Source organism: Shewanella sp. MMG014 (assembly GCF_018100775.1).
Classification (GTDB): Bacteria; Pseudomonadota; Gammaproteobacteria; order Enterobacterales; family Shewanellaceae; genus Shewanella; species Shewanella japonica.
Genome location: NZ_JAGJDZ010000001.1, coordinates 619546 through 637582 on the forward strand (window position 1 = coordinate 619546; position 18037 = coordinate 637582).

15 protein-coding genes are annotated in these 18037 nt (G+C 40.8%); 11 read left to right on the forward strand and 4 right to left on the reverse strand.

The genetic code is table 11. The features are described from left to right. Positions 1–34: 34 nt before the first annotated feature. Complete coding sequence (locus J8L86_RS02630) at positions 35–613, reverse strand: DsrE family protein (RefSeq protein WP_211028552.1); 579 nt, start codon at positions 611–613, stop codon at positions 35–37. A gap of 274 nt (positions 614–887) precedes the next feature. On the opposite strand from J8L86_RS02630, the gene J8L86_RS02635 reads away from it, so the two are divergent. From J8L86_RS02635 to J8L86_RS02645, 3 genes are all read left to right on the forward strand, one after another. After that, positions 888–1154: a DUF2960 domain-containing protein gene (locus J8L86_RS02635; RefSeq protein WP_055024280.1), complete on the forward strand. Its 267-nt coding sequence runs from the start codon at positions 888–890 to the stop codon at positions 1152–1154. 15 nt (positions 1155–1169) lie between these two features. Beyond that, entirely contained in the window at positions 1170–1679 is a 510-nt protein-coding gene (locus J8L86_RS02640) for an RDD family protein (protein ID WP_055024281.1), read from the forward strand. Positions 1680–1986: 307 nt separating this feature from the next. Continuing rightward, positions 1987–3102 (forward strand): GGDEF domain-containing protein, encoded by a 1116-nt coding sequence (locus tag J8L86_RS02645; protein WP_082972322.1) that lies wholly within the window; start codon positions 1987–1989, stop codon positions 3100–3102. 126 nt (positions 3103–3228) lie between these two features. Here the strand turns inward: J8L86_RS02645 and lptG are convergent, their stop codons facing one another. Together lptG and lptF are read right to left on the reverse strand one after the other, a co-directional pair. Continuing rightward, complete coding sequence (gene lptG / locus J8L86_RS02650) at positions 3229–4287, reverse strand: LPS export ABC transporter permease LptG (protein WP_055024283.1); 1059 nt, start codon at positions 4285–4287, stop codon at positions 3229–3231. Continuing rightward, positions 4284–5396, reverse strand: coding sequence for an LPS export ABC transporter permease LptF (gene lptF / locus J8L86_RS02655; protein ID WP_055024284.1), 1113 nt, complete (start codon positions 5394–5396; stop codon positions 4284–4286). The genes lptG and lptF overlap by 4 nt, the downstream gene beginning before the upstream one ends. Before the next feature lie 255 nt (positions 5397–5651). Between lptF and pepA the strand changes: the two genes are divergently transcribed. The 3 genes from pepA to J8L86_RS02670 all read left to right on the forward strand — a co-directional run bounded on the left by pepA (position 5652) and on the right by J8L86_RS02670 (position 10774). Continuing rightward, positions 5652–7160, forward strand: coding sequence for a leucyl aminopeptidase (gene pepA, locus J8L86_RS02660; protein WP_055024285.1), 1509 nt, complete (start codon positions 5652–5654; stop codon positions 7158–7160). A 187-nt stretch (positions 7161–7347) separates the two neighbouring features. Further along, positions 7348–7800: a DNA polymerase III subunit chi gene (locus J8L86_RS02665; protein ID WP_055024286.1), complete on the forward strand. Its 453-nt coding sequence runs from the start codon at positions 7348–7350 to the stop codon at positions 7798–7800. Between the two features lie 58 nt (positions 7801–7858). Then, positions 7859–10774 (forward strand): valine--tRNA ligase, encoded by a 2916-nt coding sequence (locus tag J8L86_RS02670; RefSeq protein WP_211028561.1) that lies wholly within the window; start codon positions 7859–7861, stop codon positions 10772–10774. Between the two features lie 138 nt (positions 10775–10912). On the opposite strand, the gene J8L86_RS02675 is transcribed toward J8L86_RS02670, so the two are convergent. Continuing rightward, complete coding sequence (locus J8L86_RS02675) at positions 10913–11413, reverse strand: hypothetical protein (protein ID WP_211028563.1); 501 nt, start codon at positions 11411–11413, stop codon at positions 10913–10915. Between the two features lie 684 nt (positions 11414–12097). On the opposite strand from J8L86_RS02675, the gene J8L86_RS02680 reads away from it, so the two are divergent. The 5 genes from J8L86_RS02680 (at position 12098) to J8L86_RS02700 (ending at position 17817) form a co-directional block, all read left to right on the forward strand. Beyond that, on the forward strand, positions 12098–12565 hold the full coding sequence (locus tag J8L86_RS02680; protein ID WP_055024289.1) for a hypothetical protein: 468 nt from the start codon (positions 12098–12100) through the stop codon (positions 12563–12565). Positions 12566–12762: 197 nt separating this feature from the next. Next, positions 12763–13554, forward strand: coding sequence for a hypothetical protein (locus J8L86_RS02685; protein ID WP_211028566.1), 792 nt, complete (start codon positions 12763–12765; stop codon positions 13552–13554). A 42-nt stretch (positions 13555–13596) separates the two neighbouring features. Further along, a complete protein-coding gene (locus tag J8L86_RS02690) occupies positions 13597–16728 on the forward strand; it encodes a carboxypeptidase-like regulatory domain-containing protein (protein ID WP_211028567.1) in 3132 nt (1043 codons plus the stop codon). 84 nt (positions 16729–16812) lie between these two features. Then, positions 16813–17229 carry a hypothetical protein gene (locus J8L86_RS02695; RefSeq protein WP_211028569.1) on the forward strand — a complete coding sequence of 139 codons (417 nt, stop codon included), beginning with the start codon at positions 16813–16815 and terminating at the stop codon, positions 17227–17229. A 252-nt stretch (positions 17230–17481) separates the two neighbouring features. Further along, the gene (locus J8L86_RS02700; protein ID WP_065108991.1) at positions 17482–17817 is read left to right on the forward strand and encodes a PBPRA1643 family SWIM/SEC-C metal-binding motif protein; all 336 of its coding nucleotides are present in this window, start codon (positions 17482–17484) and stop codon (positions 17815–17817) included. Positions 17818–18037 lie beyond the last annotated feature (220 nt).

The window sequence follows — 18037 nt, forward strand, 5'->3', positions numbered from 1 at the left end:
TTATGTTCTAAATTAAGGTAGCCAGACATCTTGGCTAAAATGGGTTAAGAGTATAACCTTCTTGGGCTAATACGGCATGAGCTGTCATTGCCGACAAAGCCATATCGACACCTGGTAATAATGCCGTGTGTTCTAAACCATAATAAGCAGCGCTTTGGCCGCAAATATAAATTTTAACGCCATGATTTATCAGCTGCTGCACTAACTCTTTATTAGGATTTCCCTCACTAACATCTTTGCCATGAACCTGTTGGTAAAAAACATCATTAGCCAAATCAGTTATCGACGATCCATGAACGACCATAGCTAATTGAATATCTTGTGGCTTAACGTCTGCCTCAACATGCATATTAATAAACCGTGCTAAGGTATTTAGGCTACGATTAACTTCGCCGGGCTTAGCCGCTTTGCTCATATCAAATGCCACTTTAAATACCATACCTTTTGGGATCACTAAGCTCGACGTCACTGGCGCAATCTTACCGTATTCTTTTATGGTCGCGCCGGATTTAAAAGCCTCTTTGCCTGCAATGGCTGACGGTGACATCAGCATAAGCGCTCCAATAAATAGCACTGTGCTGACATTGAAAACCTGCTGATAATAGTTAACCATTTAATCTGCTTCCTTGTGATAATACGATTTATGAAGATGCGTAATAAACCTTTCAAACTCTAATCAGTTAATGTTGATTTAACAAGCAATAGATAAGCTGTCGGTATTTGCCAAGCGTATGCGTATAGCTGAGCAATAACAAAACTATCTTGCACAGATCAGTTTGGTTATAATGGCGCCTGTTGACAGTAGTTATTGTGAACTTACTTTGTCATACACTATTTTTGTATAAGCCATAAACCTTATACCTACAGCATTTGTTTCAGGAGTTCCCATGGCTCGCCAAGTCATTTATACCTTTAAAGGTCAAACCAAAACTATCGCATTCAGTTACGACAAACATCATGATCTTTACGAAGCTGCTGCAGAAGCTGAAGGTATCGACTTAAGCCGCTTTTTAGCGATGGAACAGCAAATAGCGCTCACTTCTAAAAAAGGGGCTCGCGCCGAAAAGGATTTCCGTAAAACTGAGTTTGCTCGCTTTGGCTTTTCAAGCATTAAGTTTGTGCGCGAAGACGACGAAGAAACATCAAATAGCTAATCGATAGGAAATCACATGATCAACACAGAACACGCAAACTTTCCTCGAGCCAGCTTCACGAGACGTTGCGGTGCAATGATTTATGACGGCCTATTAGCCGTTGCCGTTTATATGGTGGCAGGGGCTGTCGGCTTTGGTTTATTTTTAGGCCTAACCAGCACAGGTGTTATCGGCATGAATGGTCACGAGCATGTATCAGATCTACTAAATCAAACACCGCTTTATCAAGGAATTTACCAGCTTTGGTTGGTGATGTGTGTTGTGGCTTTTTATGCGTTATTTTGGAGTCGTGGTGGCCAAACTCTCGGCATGCGAGCGTGGCGCTTGAAAGTTCAGCACCCAAACGGACAAAATTTAAGTTTCATCACAGCCGTAGCTCGGGTTGTATGGTCATTTGCAGGGGTTAGTAACCTGTTTATTTTAATTAATCCAGACAAGCTTGCCCTACAAGATAAAATGACACGCTCCGAAGTTGTAGTGCTATCGGTTGAGGCTAATCAAATGCGTAACTGGCATGGTGCTTAACCGCAATATTAGCTAACGAGAAAACCTGCTTAATCTTCATAAGCCAACTGAATTTTCAGTTGGCTTTTTTAATGGAATTACTGCTTTATCCGATAAAAAAGCCTTTGTAACAGGTGTTGTCCTCTCAAAAGAAGTCGAAAATACTCTATTTACTCCAACAATTCCTGCACAGCAAGTTCAATCTAACTTGGCGTTGGTTAAATACTACGCTATCTTAGGGGACAAGGTGTTGAGTAATCTAAGAGACTCTGTGAAGTGACATCTTAATAAAGGAATATTAAGTTCTCAAAAGGAAGCTGATTAACAGTTGAAATTTTTAACAGCGATTAAAACATTGCTTGTCAATTATCTTAACCGAGGTACTGAGCTTTATGACGACCCAGAAAAGCGTCATAGAATACTCATTATCAATTGGTTCGGGATGGTTGGCTTTTCGATTACATTTATTTTAGGTATCAACGCTTACTTTCAAAATAACGACCGACTTGCCATTGTTCTGCTGCTATCTTGCGTTCTTTTTTTCTTATCTTTATTGAATCACTGGAAGTTTTTAAAACAGTATCGGTTTGAAACCTCCGCCACACTCATCCAGCTTAGTTTGCTCGCCTTAATGCTGTATTTAGTTTATAGCGGTGGGGCCAATAACACTGGGCCATTATGGGTTTTTTTAGTCCCTCCTGTCATGATGTTCTTTGGCGGGCTTAAAGGTGGTTTACGCAATACTAGTGTGTTTATCACGTGTTACTGCATCATCATGTTTTACCCAGACAATCAATTACTTGAAGCGAGTTACACACACGAGTTTAAAACCCGTGTGCTGTACTCATTAATTACACTGACTTTCTTATCTGGTTATTACGAATACTCTCGCCATCAATCATTTCAGCATGTAAAGCAATTGAGCGCCAAATTTGAACAACAAGCTTTACGGGATCACTTAACCGATATTCCTAATCGACGCGCCATGATGGAGCAACTTAATTACGAGTATGCCAGAGTCGTTAGAAATAATTATGATATGAGCATACTGCTTATTGATGTGGATTTTTTCAAAAAGATTAACGACAAATACGGTCATCAATGTGGTGATGAAGTGCTTATTAAGTTGGCAAAATCCTTTACTGCCACTTTACGTAAGCAAGATATGATTTCACGTTGGGGTGGTGAAGAATTTCTGATTTTATTGCCTCACACGGGGTTTAATGACGCATTTGAAGTGGCAGAAAAAATCAGGAAAACTATCCAACAAAATCCTATAACATTCGATGATAAAACGATTGAGATAACGGTCAGCATCGGTATAGGTAAAGCTGATATCCATCATTCTGTTGACTCGGCAATATCTCAAGCCGATGAACATTTATATCAAGCTAAAGAAGAAGGACGTGATAGTGTCTATCCCAAAGTGGACAAAATAGCCTAGCCATTTACATTTCTCTTCCCATCATTAACGTTCTTTGTTGATATTCCAGGAATAAAAAAGCCAGCAACGGCTGGCTTTTAGGACTATTTTTTAAATAAGATGCCGCTTGTATTTGGCGCGATTGAGTTACTTACGAATATAGTAAAGCGCACCTAAACTAAATAATAACGGCGGCATCCCAGCACTGATGTATGCTGGCAGACCATAAACAATACTCAATGGTCCAAAGATTTCGCTACAGATATAAAAACTAAACCCAGCCACCACGCCTAATAACACTCGTGCGCCCATTGTTACCGTTCGTAAAGGTCCAAATACGAAAGATAAGGCAACCAAAATCATCACTGCGACCGTCACTGGTTGCATAATTTTACGCCAAAGCGCTAATTCATAACGACTAGGATCTTGTTGATTTACTTTCAAGTAGTCCAAATAGCCAATGAGTCCTTGAATACTCAAGGCTTCAGGTTTTACCGATACGACACTTAGCTTATCTGGGGTGAGTGTTGAGTTCCACACTCTTTCTTCTTGGTACTCTAGGGTAATCTTTTCTTCTGTGATGTGCGTATTTTTCACATCCATTAATCGCCATACACCATTAGCGAAATTCGCTCGCATCGCTTGGGTCATGGTTTTTAATTTAAGGTCATCATCAAATTCATAAAAAGTGATATTGTTGAGGGTGTTAATGGACTCTACCTCGCCAATATTGACAAATAAATCACCGTCTCTCGCCCATACACCACGATGAGACTTAATCAAACTACCACCAGATACCTTAGTTGCTTGTAGCTCTTTAGCACTTCGTTCAGCAACTGGAGCGCCCCACTCGCCTAATGCCATAACAATAATCATGAGGGGAATAGCTGTTTTCATCGCAGAAACAGTGATTTGTAACCGAGACATGCCTGAAGCCTGCATCACGACTAATTCTGAATTAGAGGCGAGCATCCCCATACCAATTAACGCACCCAGTAATACCGCGATAGGGAAAAACAACTCAATGTCACGTGGAATTAAATACAGCACATAAATCACTGCATCTAACATGGTATAAGCACCACGCCCCACAACTCGCAGTTGATCAACCCATTTAATAATTCCTGACAAACCTGTCAAGATAAGTAGACATAAGGCAGATGTACTAATAATAACGCGAGCAATGTAGAGGTCTAATATTTTCATGATGCCACCTGCTTGCGCTTAAAGCTTTGCAGTAATTTGGCGCCACTTGGACGTTCCTTACCTAACAAAAATAATCCTATCACTAATGCAGACCCATGGATCCACCACATGCCTAAAGCAAGTGGTATAACTTCATCTTCCAAGGCTTTTCGACCTGCAACCATTAATCCGAAATAGCCTAAATAGAGCAAAATAGCAGGGAACATTTTAGCAAACTTACCTTGCCTTACATTGACACGAGCTAATGGCACAGCAATTAACGTCATCAGTGGAATAGCAAGTGGTAACGCTAATCGCCACTGGAACTCTGCAACGGCCTCTGGACCAGGTGTATCAAGTAGCTCACCCACTGGCAGTGCAGACATTTTACGCCGCCTTTCATCCACTTCTTGCTCTTTAATTTCCATCCGATAACCACCAAACTCAATCATTTGATAGTCGAGGTTTTGAGCACTACCTTGATAACGAATACCATTATCTAACTGTAATTGTTGACTGCCAAAGCTGTCTTCAACGACACGACCTTGCTCAGAAACAACAATATTAGTTAGACCTTCTTCGTCTTCTGGATCGGGAAGTTGCGCAACAAATACTTTTTCAAGTTCATTGGACTTAGATATTTTTTCTACAAAAAGAACCGCCCTACCATTAGGACTTGCCTGAAAACGGCCTTGAACAATCGCAGCAAGGCCTGCTTCTGACTGGGCCTGCTCTAATACTTGATTTTGCCTCTCTTCCGCCCACGGTCCAACATACACAGATAAAATACCTGTGAATATTAAATTGGCCACGGCAATCAGTAAAGTAACGCGAGTAACATACCACTCACTGATCCCAACGCCATGGAGCACCACCATTTCGTTTTCGGCATACATTCGCCCGTGAGCAAGTAAAATGCCCAAGAAAAAACTTAATGGCAGCACCAATACCGTCAATTGCGGTAAATTTAGACCTAATAAGGTCAATACTAATGTGGCGGGAAATTCGCCATTTGAGGCATCCCCTAATACACGCACAAATTGCTGGCTAATAAAAATAGTTAATAGCACCAAAAGTATCGCAAATTGCGCTTTTAAAACTTCAACGATCAAGTATCTAAATACAATCACAGGTAGGATCCACTGTCTAAACTTGTCTTTTTGCTGGTATCAGAGTAAGTTCACTATAAAATGTCTGCTTTTAGCAGTTATTGATAGTTTTCTGACCAGCTCGTGAGCTTCCTTTAGTGTAATTCATTTAGCAGCTATAGCAGAAAATTACCAAGGATTTATTTCCTTAAAGGGTTGTAAATATGGCCTAACAGGCCTAATTAAAACATTATCTAATAAATATAAAAATTTGTCTTTAATAATCTAGGAGTGCTCATGGAGTTTAGCGTAAAGAGCGGCAGCCCCGAGAAGCAACGTTCAGCTTGTATCGTTGTCGGTGTATACGAACCACGTCGTTTATCTGGTATCGCGGAGCAATTGGATAAAATCAGTGAAGGTTACATCAGTAACCTACTTCGACGCGGTGATTTAGAAGGCAAGCCAGGACAGATGTTGTTATTACATCATGTTCCGAATGTGCTAAGTGAGCGCGTTTTATTGGTTGGTTGTGGTAAAGAGCGTGAACTTGATGAACGCCAATACAAACAAATCATCACCAAAACCATCAATACTTTAAACGAAACAGGTTCGATGGAAGCGGTTTGCTTCTTGACTGAATTGCACGTTAAAGGTCGCGATACGTACTGGAAAGTTCGCCAAGCCGTTGAGACGACTTATAACAGCTTATACAGTTTTGACACCTTAAAAACACGTAAAGGCGAAACTCGTCGTCCATTACGTAAAATGGTGTTTAATGTACCGACACGTCGTGAACTAACGATTGGTGAACGTGCAATCGATCATGGAATGGCTGTCGCATCAGGTATGGATTTATGTCGTGACGTTGCCAATATGCCACCTAATATCTGTAATCCTGCTTACCTTGCATCTCAAGCACGTCAGATTGGTGAAGTTCACCAAAACCTGACAGTAACGACTGTCGGTGAAGAGCAAATGGCTAAGCTAGGCATGAACTCATACCTAGCAGTTGGCCGTGCCAGTGCCAATGAATCCATTATGACAATCATGGAGTACAAAGGCGCTGTTGATGAAACAGAAAAGCCAATTGTCCTCATTGGTAAAGGCCTGACGTTTGACTCAGGCGGCATCTCATTAAAACCAGGTGATGGCATGGATGAGATGAAGTATGACATGGGCGGCGCAGCAGGTGTTATTGGCGCAATGAAAGCCTTATGTGAAATGAATTTACCTATAAACGTTATTGGTATTCTTGCTGGCTGTGAAAACATGCCATCAGGTGATGCTTACCGTCCAGGTGACATTTTAACTACTATGTCTGGCCAAACTGTCGAAGTATTAAATACTGATGCAGAAGGACGCTTAGTGCTTTGTGATGTACTGACTTATGTTGAACGTTACGATCCTGAATTGGTTATCGATACCGCAACATTAACTGGCGCTTGTGTGATTGCCTTAGGTAAACATGCCTCTGGTTTATTCTCTTCACATAACCCGTTAGCTCACGAACTATTAAATGCGGGTGAGCAATCAGGTGACCGAGCATGGCGTATGCCGATTTGGGATGAGTATCAAGAAATGCTTGAGAGCCCATTTGCTGACATGACTAACTTAGGCGGTCGTCCCGCAGGTTCTATTACTGCAGCATGTTTCTTATCTCGTTTCACTAAGAAATATAACTGGGCACATATCGATGTGGCTGGTACAGCTTGGAACAGCGGCGCAAATAAAGGTTCTACAGGTCGCCCTGTGCCATTATTAAGTCAGTTCTTAATTAACAGAGCTGGTGTTGATCAAGGCGAATAAGCCTTATTATCCAAGTTAGACAATGCGTTTTATGAAAAAAGGTGAAGAAATCATTCTTCACCTTTTTTATTTATAAATGATTTAAAACTAATCACATCTAAATGTTAATTTAACCGCTGTCCACCCTAGCCCCATGAGTTGCTTTTAGTGTAAAATCCGTCTTTACTTCGTCAAATACAGTAAAAGCATGCCAAAGACTCTGTTTTACTTAATGCCCGCCATCAATACGCAGCCAAGTGCAATCGAAAGTGTATTTTTAAGCGCCTGCCAATTAGCAGAAAAGCATTATCGTCAGCAGCAATTAATTTATATTCATTGCCAAGACAAGCAGCAGGCATACGCCATTGACGAATTACTTTGGCAATTTGAGCCAACGGCATTTGTTCCCCACAATTTAAAAGGGGAAGGACCGGTAACCGGTTCACCTGTGGAAATTGGTTTTGATAAATTAGGCGCGAATAAAAGCCGCCATTTACTCATTAATCTCGCAGATCAAGTGCCATCATTTGCGGTTAACTTTCCGCATATTATCGATTTTGTTGCTAATGATGATGCGCTAAAACAAATTGCACGTGCTCGCTATCGCGAATATAAGCAATTAGGCATTGAACTCACAACAACTGAGTTCACTGGCGTTTAAGTCAGTTGATTCGTTAACAATACCAACTATTAATTTAGATTGAGAAAACAAAAATCCCATGGAAAAAACATATAATCCGCAGTCAATTGAGCAATCTCTTTACCAAAACTGGGAAGAGCAAGGCTACTTCAAACCACATGGCGATGAGTCAAAAGGTAACTATTGCATCATGATCCCGCCACCGAATGTGACGGGTAGTTTGCACATGGGTCATGCATTCCAAGATACCATCATGGATACCTTGACTCGTTACCAACGCATGAAGGGTAAAAATACCCTTTGGCAAGTGGGTACTGACCATGCGGGTATTGCAACTCAAATGCTGGTTGAACGTAAAGTCTTTGCAGAAGAAGGATTAGGCCGCCACGACTTAGGCCGCGATAACTTTATTGAACGCATTTGGGATTGGAAAAATGAATCTGGCGGTACTATTACTAAACAGCTACGTCGTTTAGGCGCATCAGTTGATTGGGACCGTGAACGTTTTACCATGGATGAAGGCATGTCTGAAGCCGTACAAGAAGTGTTTGTACGTCTATACGATGATGAGTTGATTTACCGTGGTAAACGCTTAGTAAACTGGGATCCAAAACTGCACACTGCAATTTCTGATCTTGAAGTTGAAAATAAAGAAAAGCAAGGCAGCATGTGGCATTTCCGCTATCCGCTTGCTGAGGGTGCATTAACTGCTGATGGTAAAGACTATTTAGAAGTCGCCACGACACGTCCTGAAACCATGTTAGGTGATAGTGCAGTTGCTGTTCACCCTGACGATGAACGTTATCAATCACTGATTGGTAAGTTCATTTTATTGCCAATCGTAAACCGTCTTATTCCTATCGTAGCTGACGATTATGTCGACATGGAATTTGGTACAGGTTGTGTAAAAATCACACCTGCACATGACTTTAACGATTATGAAGTCGGTAAGCGTCACGCCCTACCTATGTTCAACATCTTAACGATTAATGCAGAAATCCGCAGTGCTGCAGAAGTCGTCAATACAGATGGTACAGCAAATAATGAACTTGATAACAGCTTGCCTGAGCGCTATGCCGGTCTTGAACGTTTTGCCGCCCGTAAAGCCATTGTTGAAGAGTTCGAAACATTAGGTTTACTTGGCAAAATCGACCCTCACGGATTGAAAGTGCCTTATGGCGATCGCTCAGGTGTGGTCATTGAACCTTTACTGACAGATCAGTGGTATGTCTCTGTTGCGCCAATGGCTAAAACTGCGATGGAAGCTGTTGATAATGGCGACATCAAATTCGTACCACAACAATACGAGAACATGTACAACTCTTGGATGCGCGATATTCAAGACTGGTGTATCTCTCGCCAACTTTGGTGGGGACATCGTATCCCAGCTTGGTACGACGAAGCAGGTAAAGTCTATGTGGGCCGTGACGAAGCTGAAGTTCGTGCAAAGCATAACTTAGATGAGTCTATTGTCTTACGCCAAGATAACGATGTATTAGACACATGGTTTAGCTCTGCGTTATGGACATTCTCAACATTAGGTTGGCCAAAAAACACCGAAGAATTAAAAGCTTTCCACCCAACAGATGTGTTGGTTACAGGCTTTGATATTATTTTCTTCTGGGTTGCCCGTATGATCATGATGACCATGCATTTCATTAAAGATGAAAATGGCAAACCGCAAGTCCCGTTCAAGACTGTGTATGTGACAGGTCTTATCCGTGATGAAGCGGGTAACAAAATGTCGAAGTCTAAAGGTAACGTACTTGACCCATTAGACATGATTGACGGTATTGACCTTGAGTCACTTGTGACTAAGCGTACTGGCAACATGATGCAGCCTAAACTTGCAGCTAAAATTGAAAAAAGCACGCGTAAAGAGTTTGCTGACGGTATCGAAGCACATGGTACTGATGCGCTACGTTTCACTTTAGCGTCAATGGCTTCAACAGGACGTGACATCAACTGGGACATGAAACGCCTAGACGGTTACCGAAGTTTCTGTAACAAAATCTGGAATGCTTCACGCTACGTACTAATGAACACCGAAGTACAAGCTGAAGGCGCTGATGATGATGCTATCGGTGAAGCGTTAGATTGCGGTCAACTGCTCGTTGATGGCAAGCCTGGAACGATGGAGTTGTCTCTTGCTGATCGCTGGATTATCGGTTTGTTCAATCAAACGGTAAAAGCTTATGACGAGCATATGGCAAACTACCGCTTTGACTTAGCCGCTAACACTATTTATGAGTTCACTTGGAATCAATTCTGTGACTGGTACTTAGAGCTAACGAAGCCTGTAATGCAAAGCGGCAGCGAAGCACAGCTTCGTGGTACACGTCATACTCTAGTCACTGTACTAGAACAAATGCAGCGTTTAATGCACCCAATGATGCCTTATCTCACCGAAACTATCTGGCAGCGCATTAAACCGCTAGCAGGAGTTGAGGGAGAGACGTTAATGTTGGCTGAATTCCCTAAATTTGATGCCACTAAAGTAGACTCTCAAGCGATGGAAGATCTTGAGTGGGTTAAGCAAGTGATTACGGCTGTACGTAATATTCGTGCAGAGCTTAACATTGCTCCTTCTAAGCCACTTAACGCCCTACTACGCGGCGTGAGTGAACAAGACAAAGCACGTCTAGAAGCAAACCAAACCTTCTTCAAGACCCTAGCTAAGCTTGAATCTATGACTATTCTTGCCGACGGTGAAACAGCGCCAATGTCTACAACACAGCTTGTAGGCGATATGGAGTTGTTAATTCCAATGGCTGGATTAATTGATGTTGCTAAAGAAGTGGCTCGTATCGACAAGCTACTTGAAAAAGCAGCCGGCGAGTTCAAACGTATTGAAGGCAAGTTATCGAATCAAGGGTTTGTCGCTAAAGCACCTGCAGCCGTGATCGAAAAAGAGCGTGCTAAACAAGCGGAATACCAACGCGATATTGAAAAGTTAACCGAACAAAAAGCTGAACTGGCTAAACTAGAAAGTTAACCTCAGTAATACGAAAAAGGCCATCAACAAAAGTTGATGGCCTTTTTTATTTCTTCTATGTCTAAATTGACTTGCACAGTCAAAGCCCTATTTGTGAACTGCTGCCGATCTTAGGTGCTAGATGCTAGATGAGGAAACTTATTGCTCATTGACGCTTAAGGTATATTGCGGATATTTAGCCCCTTGGCTAGATTTTTTATTCGCCACAACCTTAGCGCCTATTTCGATGTACTCTCCATCGACACCAGGATTGTCTAACCCCATTGCTGGAAACGTTTTATAAGTGGTATTTTTATAGCGAATTTTAATGTTTTTTATTTGGATTAGCGGCTCATTATTCAAACTAACAAAATTAATCGTTATAGGATCGCTAGTATCAGAAGTAATAAAATAGCGCCCTTGATAATAATCATCATCAAGCAACGTCGCATTGGTTGAATTACCAATCCCGCCTTTCCAGTTCACTACCACAGTAGAACTTGTTCCACTATTTTGTAACACCGTAGGAAATTTAATAGGCTGAATTTCTGTAATAACAATTTGTGCGAAGGCTGAAGAACAACACAGCACACTTAACGCAGCGAGCAAGGTCAACTTTATGAGCTTGAGATATCTGGAAGAGTCAATACAAGTCGGCATACCGGTGACCACCCAATTTTATTATTATTATTTTTATTAGCCATTGATTTTAAAATATTTTAAAAACAAAAATGTAATTAATAAACCTTAAGCAAATAAAAGCTAAATTAAGTCTATAAAAACATTTTGTATCAAGTAGCCTTATCAATATTTTCTCGCATCATCTCAGTAATGTTACAAAAAATCAACAAACTCATTTAAGAAAGCCAGGCAATATTGATGAGTTCAGTCTACTCAATTTTTCGTTAAATTCTGTAAAATTCCCAGCCTAAGATCAACCTTGTACATTTTTAAATCAAAAGAACGTTTAGATGAAAACTTGTTAACTGACCAAAAATTAAACAAAAACACCATTATATCAACAACATCAAAAAACCAATCAAACTACTCAACTAATAAGTAAGATCTTTCATAGCCGATATTATTCTAATTTTCATAGAGTTAAACGCTAGTTTGAAATCTAATACTTTGTAGCTAGTATTTTAAATTAAACTTTAGCAATAACTTATAACTCTTAGCTATATAAAGAAATGCAACACACAATTGTAACCAAAGTGTTGCAAATTATTTCAATGCTGCTATTTTGACTTTGCCCATTGATTAAGTCCTTGTTTAAAAGCGACAAATATCCACATAAAAATTATGGGCTATTAAAATTATAATATTACACCTGGGAACAATAAAATGACTAAAAAAATACTATTATCATCTGTTATCGCCTCTACGCTATTTCTTTCTACTCAAGTGGGTGCCGCAGACGAAACAGGTACTGCTAACTTCAACTTAATCTACCCAATCACTGTATCTGAAACGACCCAAATGGAATTTGGTGATGTATCAATCGCTGCTGATGGCCAGTGTGCTCTTGATTACTCAGATACAACTTCTGGAGCTGCATGTGTTGCTGGTGGTAATGCTGCACGTACTGGTGTGTTCAATGTGGCTGCCGCTGACGGAACAGTAAACCTTTCAGTATCTGGTCCTGATACGTCTGTTTCTGGCGTTACGTTTACCCCAACTCTTGCTAGTGCAACGGGTACTGTCTCTGGTAATACGTTAGACGTTGATGTTGCTGGTACACTTGATATCGTTGCAGCTTCAGCAACTGAAGGGACTCACGCACTGTCGTACACTCTTTCAGTGGTTTACTAAACCTGTGTTATCTGATGTAAGCAATTTACCCTAACCTATATTGCTTACATCACCAGTAACATTGATGAATCCCGCAACGTGGTTGCGGGATTATATTCACCCCACTAACAAACAAAATTAAAATAAGCTCGAAGTAAGCTAACAATAATAATTAATAAATTTGCATCTAATGCATCAAAATTTAGCTGGGCAACAATATGAAAAATTTACTACTTATAACCACTTTGGTGTTAAGTCTTATACCTAGTGTGAGTGCAAACTTACTCGTGACACCAACCCGTGTCGAACTTGACAACCAGCGCAACAAAAGCGCCGTTTTTTCATTAGTTAATAAAAGCAGCGACACCGCTCGCTACGAAATTTACCTTGAAGACAAACAGTTACTCTCCAATGACGAATTTTTAACTTTAGCACCTAAAACAAGTCCAACTTCACTTACCAGTTTCACCCGTTACTCTCCTCGACGAGTCAGTTTATCCCCTGAGCAAGGTGCAAGAGTAAGGCTTGCTGTGCGTCCGCCAAAAGACATCAAAGCTGGTGAATACCGAAGCTACATCGTTTTTCATCAAATCCCTTTAGCCCCGACCACAGTTTCAGACACCACTGAATCCAATGACACGATGAACTTATCAGTCACAGCCTATTTACGTATTGCCATTCCGGTGATCATGAGAGTCGGTGATTTAATCGCAGAATTAACAGTGAACGGAGAATTGCTAGCAAGCCCAGATAATAAGCAACAACTAATTGTTGATATCGCCCGCAGCGGTCAACGTAGCAGTTACGGTGATATTGAAGTGTATGACAGTGCATCTAATCAATTAGTTGGCAGTTTAAAAAATGCATCCATCTATACAGAAAACGATCAACGTCGATTTGCTATAACACTTAACCAAGCAGTAAAACCTGGGACGGATCTACTGATTAGATATGTTGAAAATGACACTTTATTCGAGGCTAAAACAATCGAATCAGTGATCAAATTATAAGGGCAGTGTGACTGAAAAATACCTACTTTATCTCGGCAGATTATGCTTTTTCGGCATATCAACCGTATAGCAAAATATACTTTTTGTATTTGTTTATTATTGCTATACATAGAAACAATCAATCCAGGGCTTGAATCATCAACGCCCTGGAGAACCGATTCAATTGATTTTATTGCCAATCTCAATCTCGCCGCCTCTAACAACCAATCCCAACATAAAGAAAGAGAAATCCCTGACAAAGAAGCTACCGTCAATGACTCGTTAACGAAAACGGCCTCATCATTACAGCAAAGCACTTCATTTCAACGTCAAACCAAATCAAAGACAATGGCCTCAGAATCAATAACAACTACGCCAGAACCTGAGTTAACTGTCACATCAAAGCCGATAGCACTTACATCAACAGTATTAACTTCAGCTTCTACTTCAGCGTTAGTCAAACCCATCATAGTGAACTCTGAGAGCAAGAAAAAAGTTAACATTCAGCCTGAAACTGTCTCTTCCAAGAGAGCACCAACAATTGACTCTGCCCCCATTAATGACCTTAACAACCAGCGCCCTAATCAAGAACTTAGTCAACAATCTAGTCAAAAAAATAGCCAACAAGTGACACTATCTGACGCGGCAAAGCTCATTCAGGCTACTTCGCCAGTGACTGTAGCCTCAACAGCAAATAACCCTGAAATAGCATTAGCGAATTGTTCTCGACGACTGACTCGAAGTTACACAAGCTCTGCAGCAAATGAAGAGCAATTTCTTGTCGGGCAGTTTAATTATGGTTCTGAGCAGCTAAGCGATGAGATTTTTATCTATCAAGATAAAGCAACCCTTTATCTGCCAATACAATTTTTAGCCGATAATTTGATGCTACCGTTACAAGTTAACATGCAACCATTAAGCGTGAGCGGCTGGTATTTGACCACGGAAAACACTGTGGATATAAGCCAACACCTCATGCAATTTACTGCGCAAAATAGTAATTGTAATCAAAACCCAACTGACGTCTATTTTGATGATTGGGACATCTATGTCGATATTGAGGTGGTAGAACAAATACTAGGATTAGAAATTCACTTTGATCATGCTCGTCAGTTACTAGCAGTGAATGAAAATACCTTAGTTCCACTAAGTCAGCTGCTTGAGAGGCAAAAGCGCCACCAGCAATTTAATCATCAAAAAAATGCCAATGGCCAACAAAGAATGCGTCAAGTAACTAGCGAGTATGCCACGATTGGCGATTTGGCGTTACATGCAGATGTCGGCGTCTCACAACGTAAACAAATAGAAACCCAACAACCGAATGTTGATGGGTTTATCCAAGCGAGGACTGATTTACTCGGACATAGTGCCTATGCAGGTTACTCTTGGTCGGAATACGGCGAAACATTTAACGCCTATATAGAAAAAGCAATGGCCGACACTTGGGTTAAATACTATCGACTTGGCAGTATCGACTCCCATAATTTGGCGTTGGTTTCAGGCGCCAGCTCTGGTGAAGGTCTCATTCTTAATGCTGGTGACGCATTTTCAGATGACATTAGATACATTGTCGTTGAAGGTGAGTTAGAGCCAGGGTGGGATGTTGAATTATACCGAAATGGCGGTTTAATCAGTGTCCAACGTGTTGGTGATAATGGACAATATCGCTTTGAACAAGTCCCCTATTATATTGGAACTAACCAATACCAATTACGTTTATTTGGGCCAAATGGTGAAACACGAACAGAGTCCTTTAGTAAACTGCTCGACCCTTCTTTAATGCAAGCCGACAGCTTCGGAATGAACTTTGGCGTGATGCAACGAGAGCAAGATGATTTAAAACAAGTTTATGCGAGTGCAAACTGGGCGATATCTGATAACTTCTCGGCTGGTATTGCCTTAATTGAGCAACAGGTTAGTGACAACAAATGGCTGTTTAACCCTTCTTTGACTTTCAGTATGTTAACCGACAACAGTGTCTGGCAACTTAATCTCACAGGAAATGAAACTGGAACAGCAGCTAACATTATTGCCCAAGGGAGTAATAGCCTAATTGACTGGCAAGCAGAATGGGCACACTACCAAGACTTTGAATCATGGGAGAATCCAAATAACCAAGTAAAACAACTGGCCAATATTAATGTGAATGGCAACCTAGACCACACGAGTATGAGCTGGGGACTCAATGGCTCATGGCAAGAACAAAACTTTGGTACAGACAGCATTTACCTTGGAGCAACTGTAGCAGGCCAGTTTCAGCACCTAGCATTGAGTAACGAGTTAAGTTGGCAAAACATCGCCGATACACAACGTTGGGCCAATCGATTAGCCCTTTCAGGTCGAATCTCCGACTGGTACTTACGTAGCTATGCTGATATTGCACTGCTGCCCACAACAGAACTCACCCAGTTAGTGTCTAATGCCAGTACGTCTTTAAGCGAGCAAAGTAACTATCAGTTTGAAGTTCGTTACCAACCAACGGCATTAGCAGAAGTCACGGTGAGAAACTCTTTATCTTATTTTCTAGATACCAGTACCTTAAGGCTGACATTAGAAAATGACTCTGAAGGTGATTGGTTTGCACAATTTAAATGGAGTAGTTCAGCACTATTAATTGCACCCGATAACACTTGGTTACTCGACAGAGTGAGCCATTTAAATACTGGAAGTGTAAAAATTATCGCTTTTCAAGATGACAACAACAACGGCCTATTTGATGAGGATGAATTACCACTCAGTGGCCTACGTTTTTCAGGCCACAGTCAAGCTGATAGCGCAACGGATGAGCGCGGCCAGTTATTAATTACCCACATACAAACTTCAAGACCACATCGTCTTGTGCTAAATGAGCAATCACTACCTGACCCATTTTTACTGCCTCAAAACAGCATTTTATTAGTAAACGCTCATCCAGGGAATGTAGCCGAAGTGCTATTTCCTGTGTTATTTACTGCAGAGCTAGATGGCGAGATATTTTATGATGATGGGGTTGCGGCAAAAGGTGTGCTGGTGACGTTAATTGATGACGCTGATAATCAATATCATGCCCGAGTAGAGTACGATGGAGTGTTTATCTTTGAGCAACTGGTACCCGGTCGCTATCAAATTGAAATCAATAAACAACGCCAAGCCACACCAATCGAACTGAAGCCAGGTGAATATGTGACCCTCGCCACACAAACCATTTCTCGTTAAACCAAAACAAGATAAATAAGTGCGCATTTATTCAGCAACAACTAGAATAAATTATGGATTTATTGATGTGGAAACAAGTAAAGCATGTCACTCTTTATGTTGGTGGTTGCCGTTTCACAAGCCCATTTTAACTTAGTGACCCCTGTGTCTATTGAGCAAATTCGACCAATGGATCTTGGAATGATATACAACCAAGCCAACGTTAATTGCCAGTTAGATCAATTCAACCGTCAAGGTAACGGCTGCCTCACTTCCGATAATCAACTCGGTCAATTTAAAATTCAAGGTAATGGCGAGTCTTCCATTAACGTGAGGGTTTACCCAACTTCCACGTCCAACGTATTATTTACCCCTATTCTGCCCAATGGCAATCAGCAGCAATCATTTGCATTATCTGAAACAGCAACAATTATCAATGTCGGTGGCAAAGTGGATGTGCTGAACATTGAAGATGTTGGGCAACAGCAATTGTCATACACCATTGAAGTGAATTATCACTAACCGACAAAACAACGCAATAGCGCTTTCTTTCACAGGTCTTTATTGTAAGTGCTAAACAATACTCGCATATTGGCAAGTGTTTCTAGTCAATTGCTCTGATTTCCTGTATAAGCATCGCCTCTAGAATATTTTTCAACTTTCTTAACCAAGCACTTTGTTTGCAAACATCAAAGCCAACAAGCTTGCACGTTATAAAAGTCAATCAATATAAAGATTCAATTTTTCATATTTATAAGATGGGCAGGTACGATTATGTCAGACAAATTTTTCTTTAAAGGCCGTCAAACGCCTAAACCTGCCTATGGCGAAAGTGGTTACAATACTAAACGTCAGGCTAAGCTTGGTACTAAAGTTAAGCCACTAACCTTGTCAGTTCAAACCGCAGAAAGGGCTGCGCAAGTACAGCAAATACTAGATGACAAAAACCTGTTTGCGAACATGACTGTTGATGAAAATAACCCTGAAAATATTATTGAGCTAGAGGGCATTATCAATAAGCCTACCGCTGTAACAGCCGAAGCAAAAATTAACCGCAACGCTCCTTGCAGCTGTGGCAGTGGTAAAAAATACAAAAAGTGCTGTGGTTAATCATGTCTTGGATTAAGTAATTCATTAGAACAGCTTAAAGCGACGCACTAAGCACCACTTTAGCTTGAACAATAAAAATGGAATCAAAACATGTTTTTGATTCCATTTTTTGTTATGAAAATATCTTTATTTTGTGAAATATTATAAGCTTAACTTCGTTCTTATTATACTCAGTCTTAGTGTGCTTAATAAAAGGCAACACTTTTATCAACAGGTTAAT

What these genes read in the sequence shown, in the direction of transcription:
- J8L86_RS02630 (WP_211028552.1), bottom strand. Translation starts at nt 613, where the DNA reads ATGGTTAACTATTATCAGCAGGTTTTCAATGTCAGCACAGTGCTATTT.
- J8L86_RS02635 (WP_055024280.1), top strand. Translation starts at nt 888, where the DNA reads ATGGCTCGCCAAGTCATTTATACCTTTAAAGGTCAAACCAAAACTATC.
- J8L86_RS02640 (WP_055024281.1), top strand. Translation starts at nt 1,170, where the DNA reads ATGATCAACACAGAACACGCAAACTTTCCTCGAGCCAGCTTCACGAGA.
- lptG (WP_055024283.1), bottom strand. Translation starts at nt 4,287, where the DNA reads ATGAAAATATTAGACCTCTACATTGCTCGCGTTATTATTAGTACATCT.
- pepA (WP_055024285.1), top strand. Translation starts at nt 5,652, where the DNA reads ATGGAGTTTAGCGTAAAGAGCGGCAGCCCCGAGAAGCAACGTTCAGCT.
- J8L86_RS02665 (WP_055024286.1), top strand. Translation starts at nt 7,348, where the DNA reads ATGCCAAAGACTCTGTTTTACTTAATGCCCGCCATCAATACGCAGCCA.
- J8L86_RS02670 (WP_211028561.1), top strand. Translation starts at nt 7,859, where the DNA reads ATGGAAAAAACATATAATCCGCAGTCAATTGAGCAATCTCTTTACCAA.
- J8L86_RS02675 (WP_211028563.1), bottom strand. Translation starts at nt 11,413, where the DNA reads ATGCCGACTTGTATTGACTCTTCCAGATATCTCAAGCTCATAAAGTTG.
- J8L86_RS02680 (WP_055024289.1), top strand. Translation starts at nt 12,098, where the DNA reads ATGACTAAAAAAATACTATTATCATCTGTTATCGCCTCTACGCTATTT.
- J8L86_RS02685 (WP_211028566.1), top strand. Translation starts at nt 12,763, where the DNA reads ATGAAAAATTTACTACTTATAACCACTTTGGTGTTAAGTCTTATACCT.
- J8L86_RS02690 (WP_211028567.1), top strand. Translation starts at nt 13,597, where the DNA reads ATGCTTTTTCGGCATATCAACCGTATAGCAAAATATACTTTTTGTATT.
- J8L86_RS02695 (WP_211028569.1), top strand. Translation starts at nt 16,813, where the DNA reads ATGTCACTCTTTATGTTGGTGGTTGCCGTTTCACAAGCCCATTTTAAC.
- J8L86_RS02700 (WP_065108991.1), top strand. Translation starts at nt 17,482, where the DNA reads ATGTCAGACAAATTTTTCTTTAAAGGCCGTCAAACGCCTAAACCTGCC.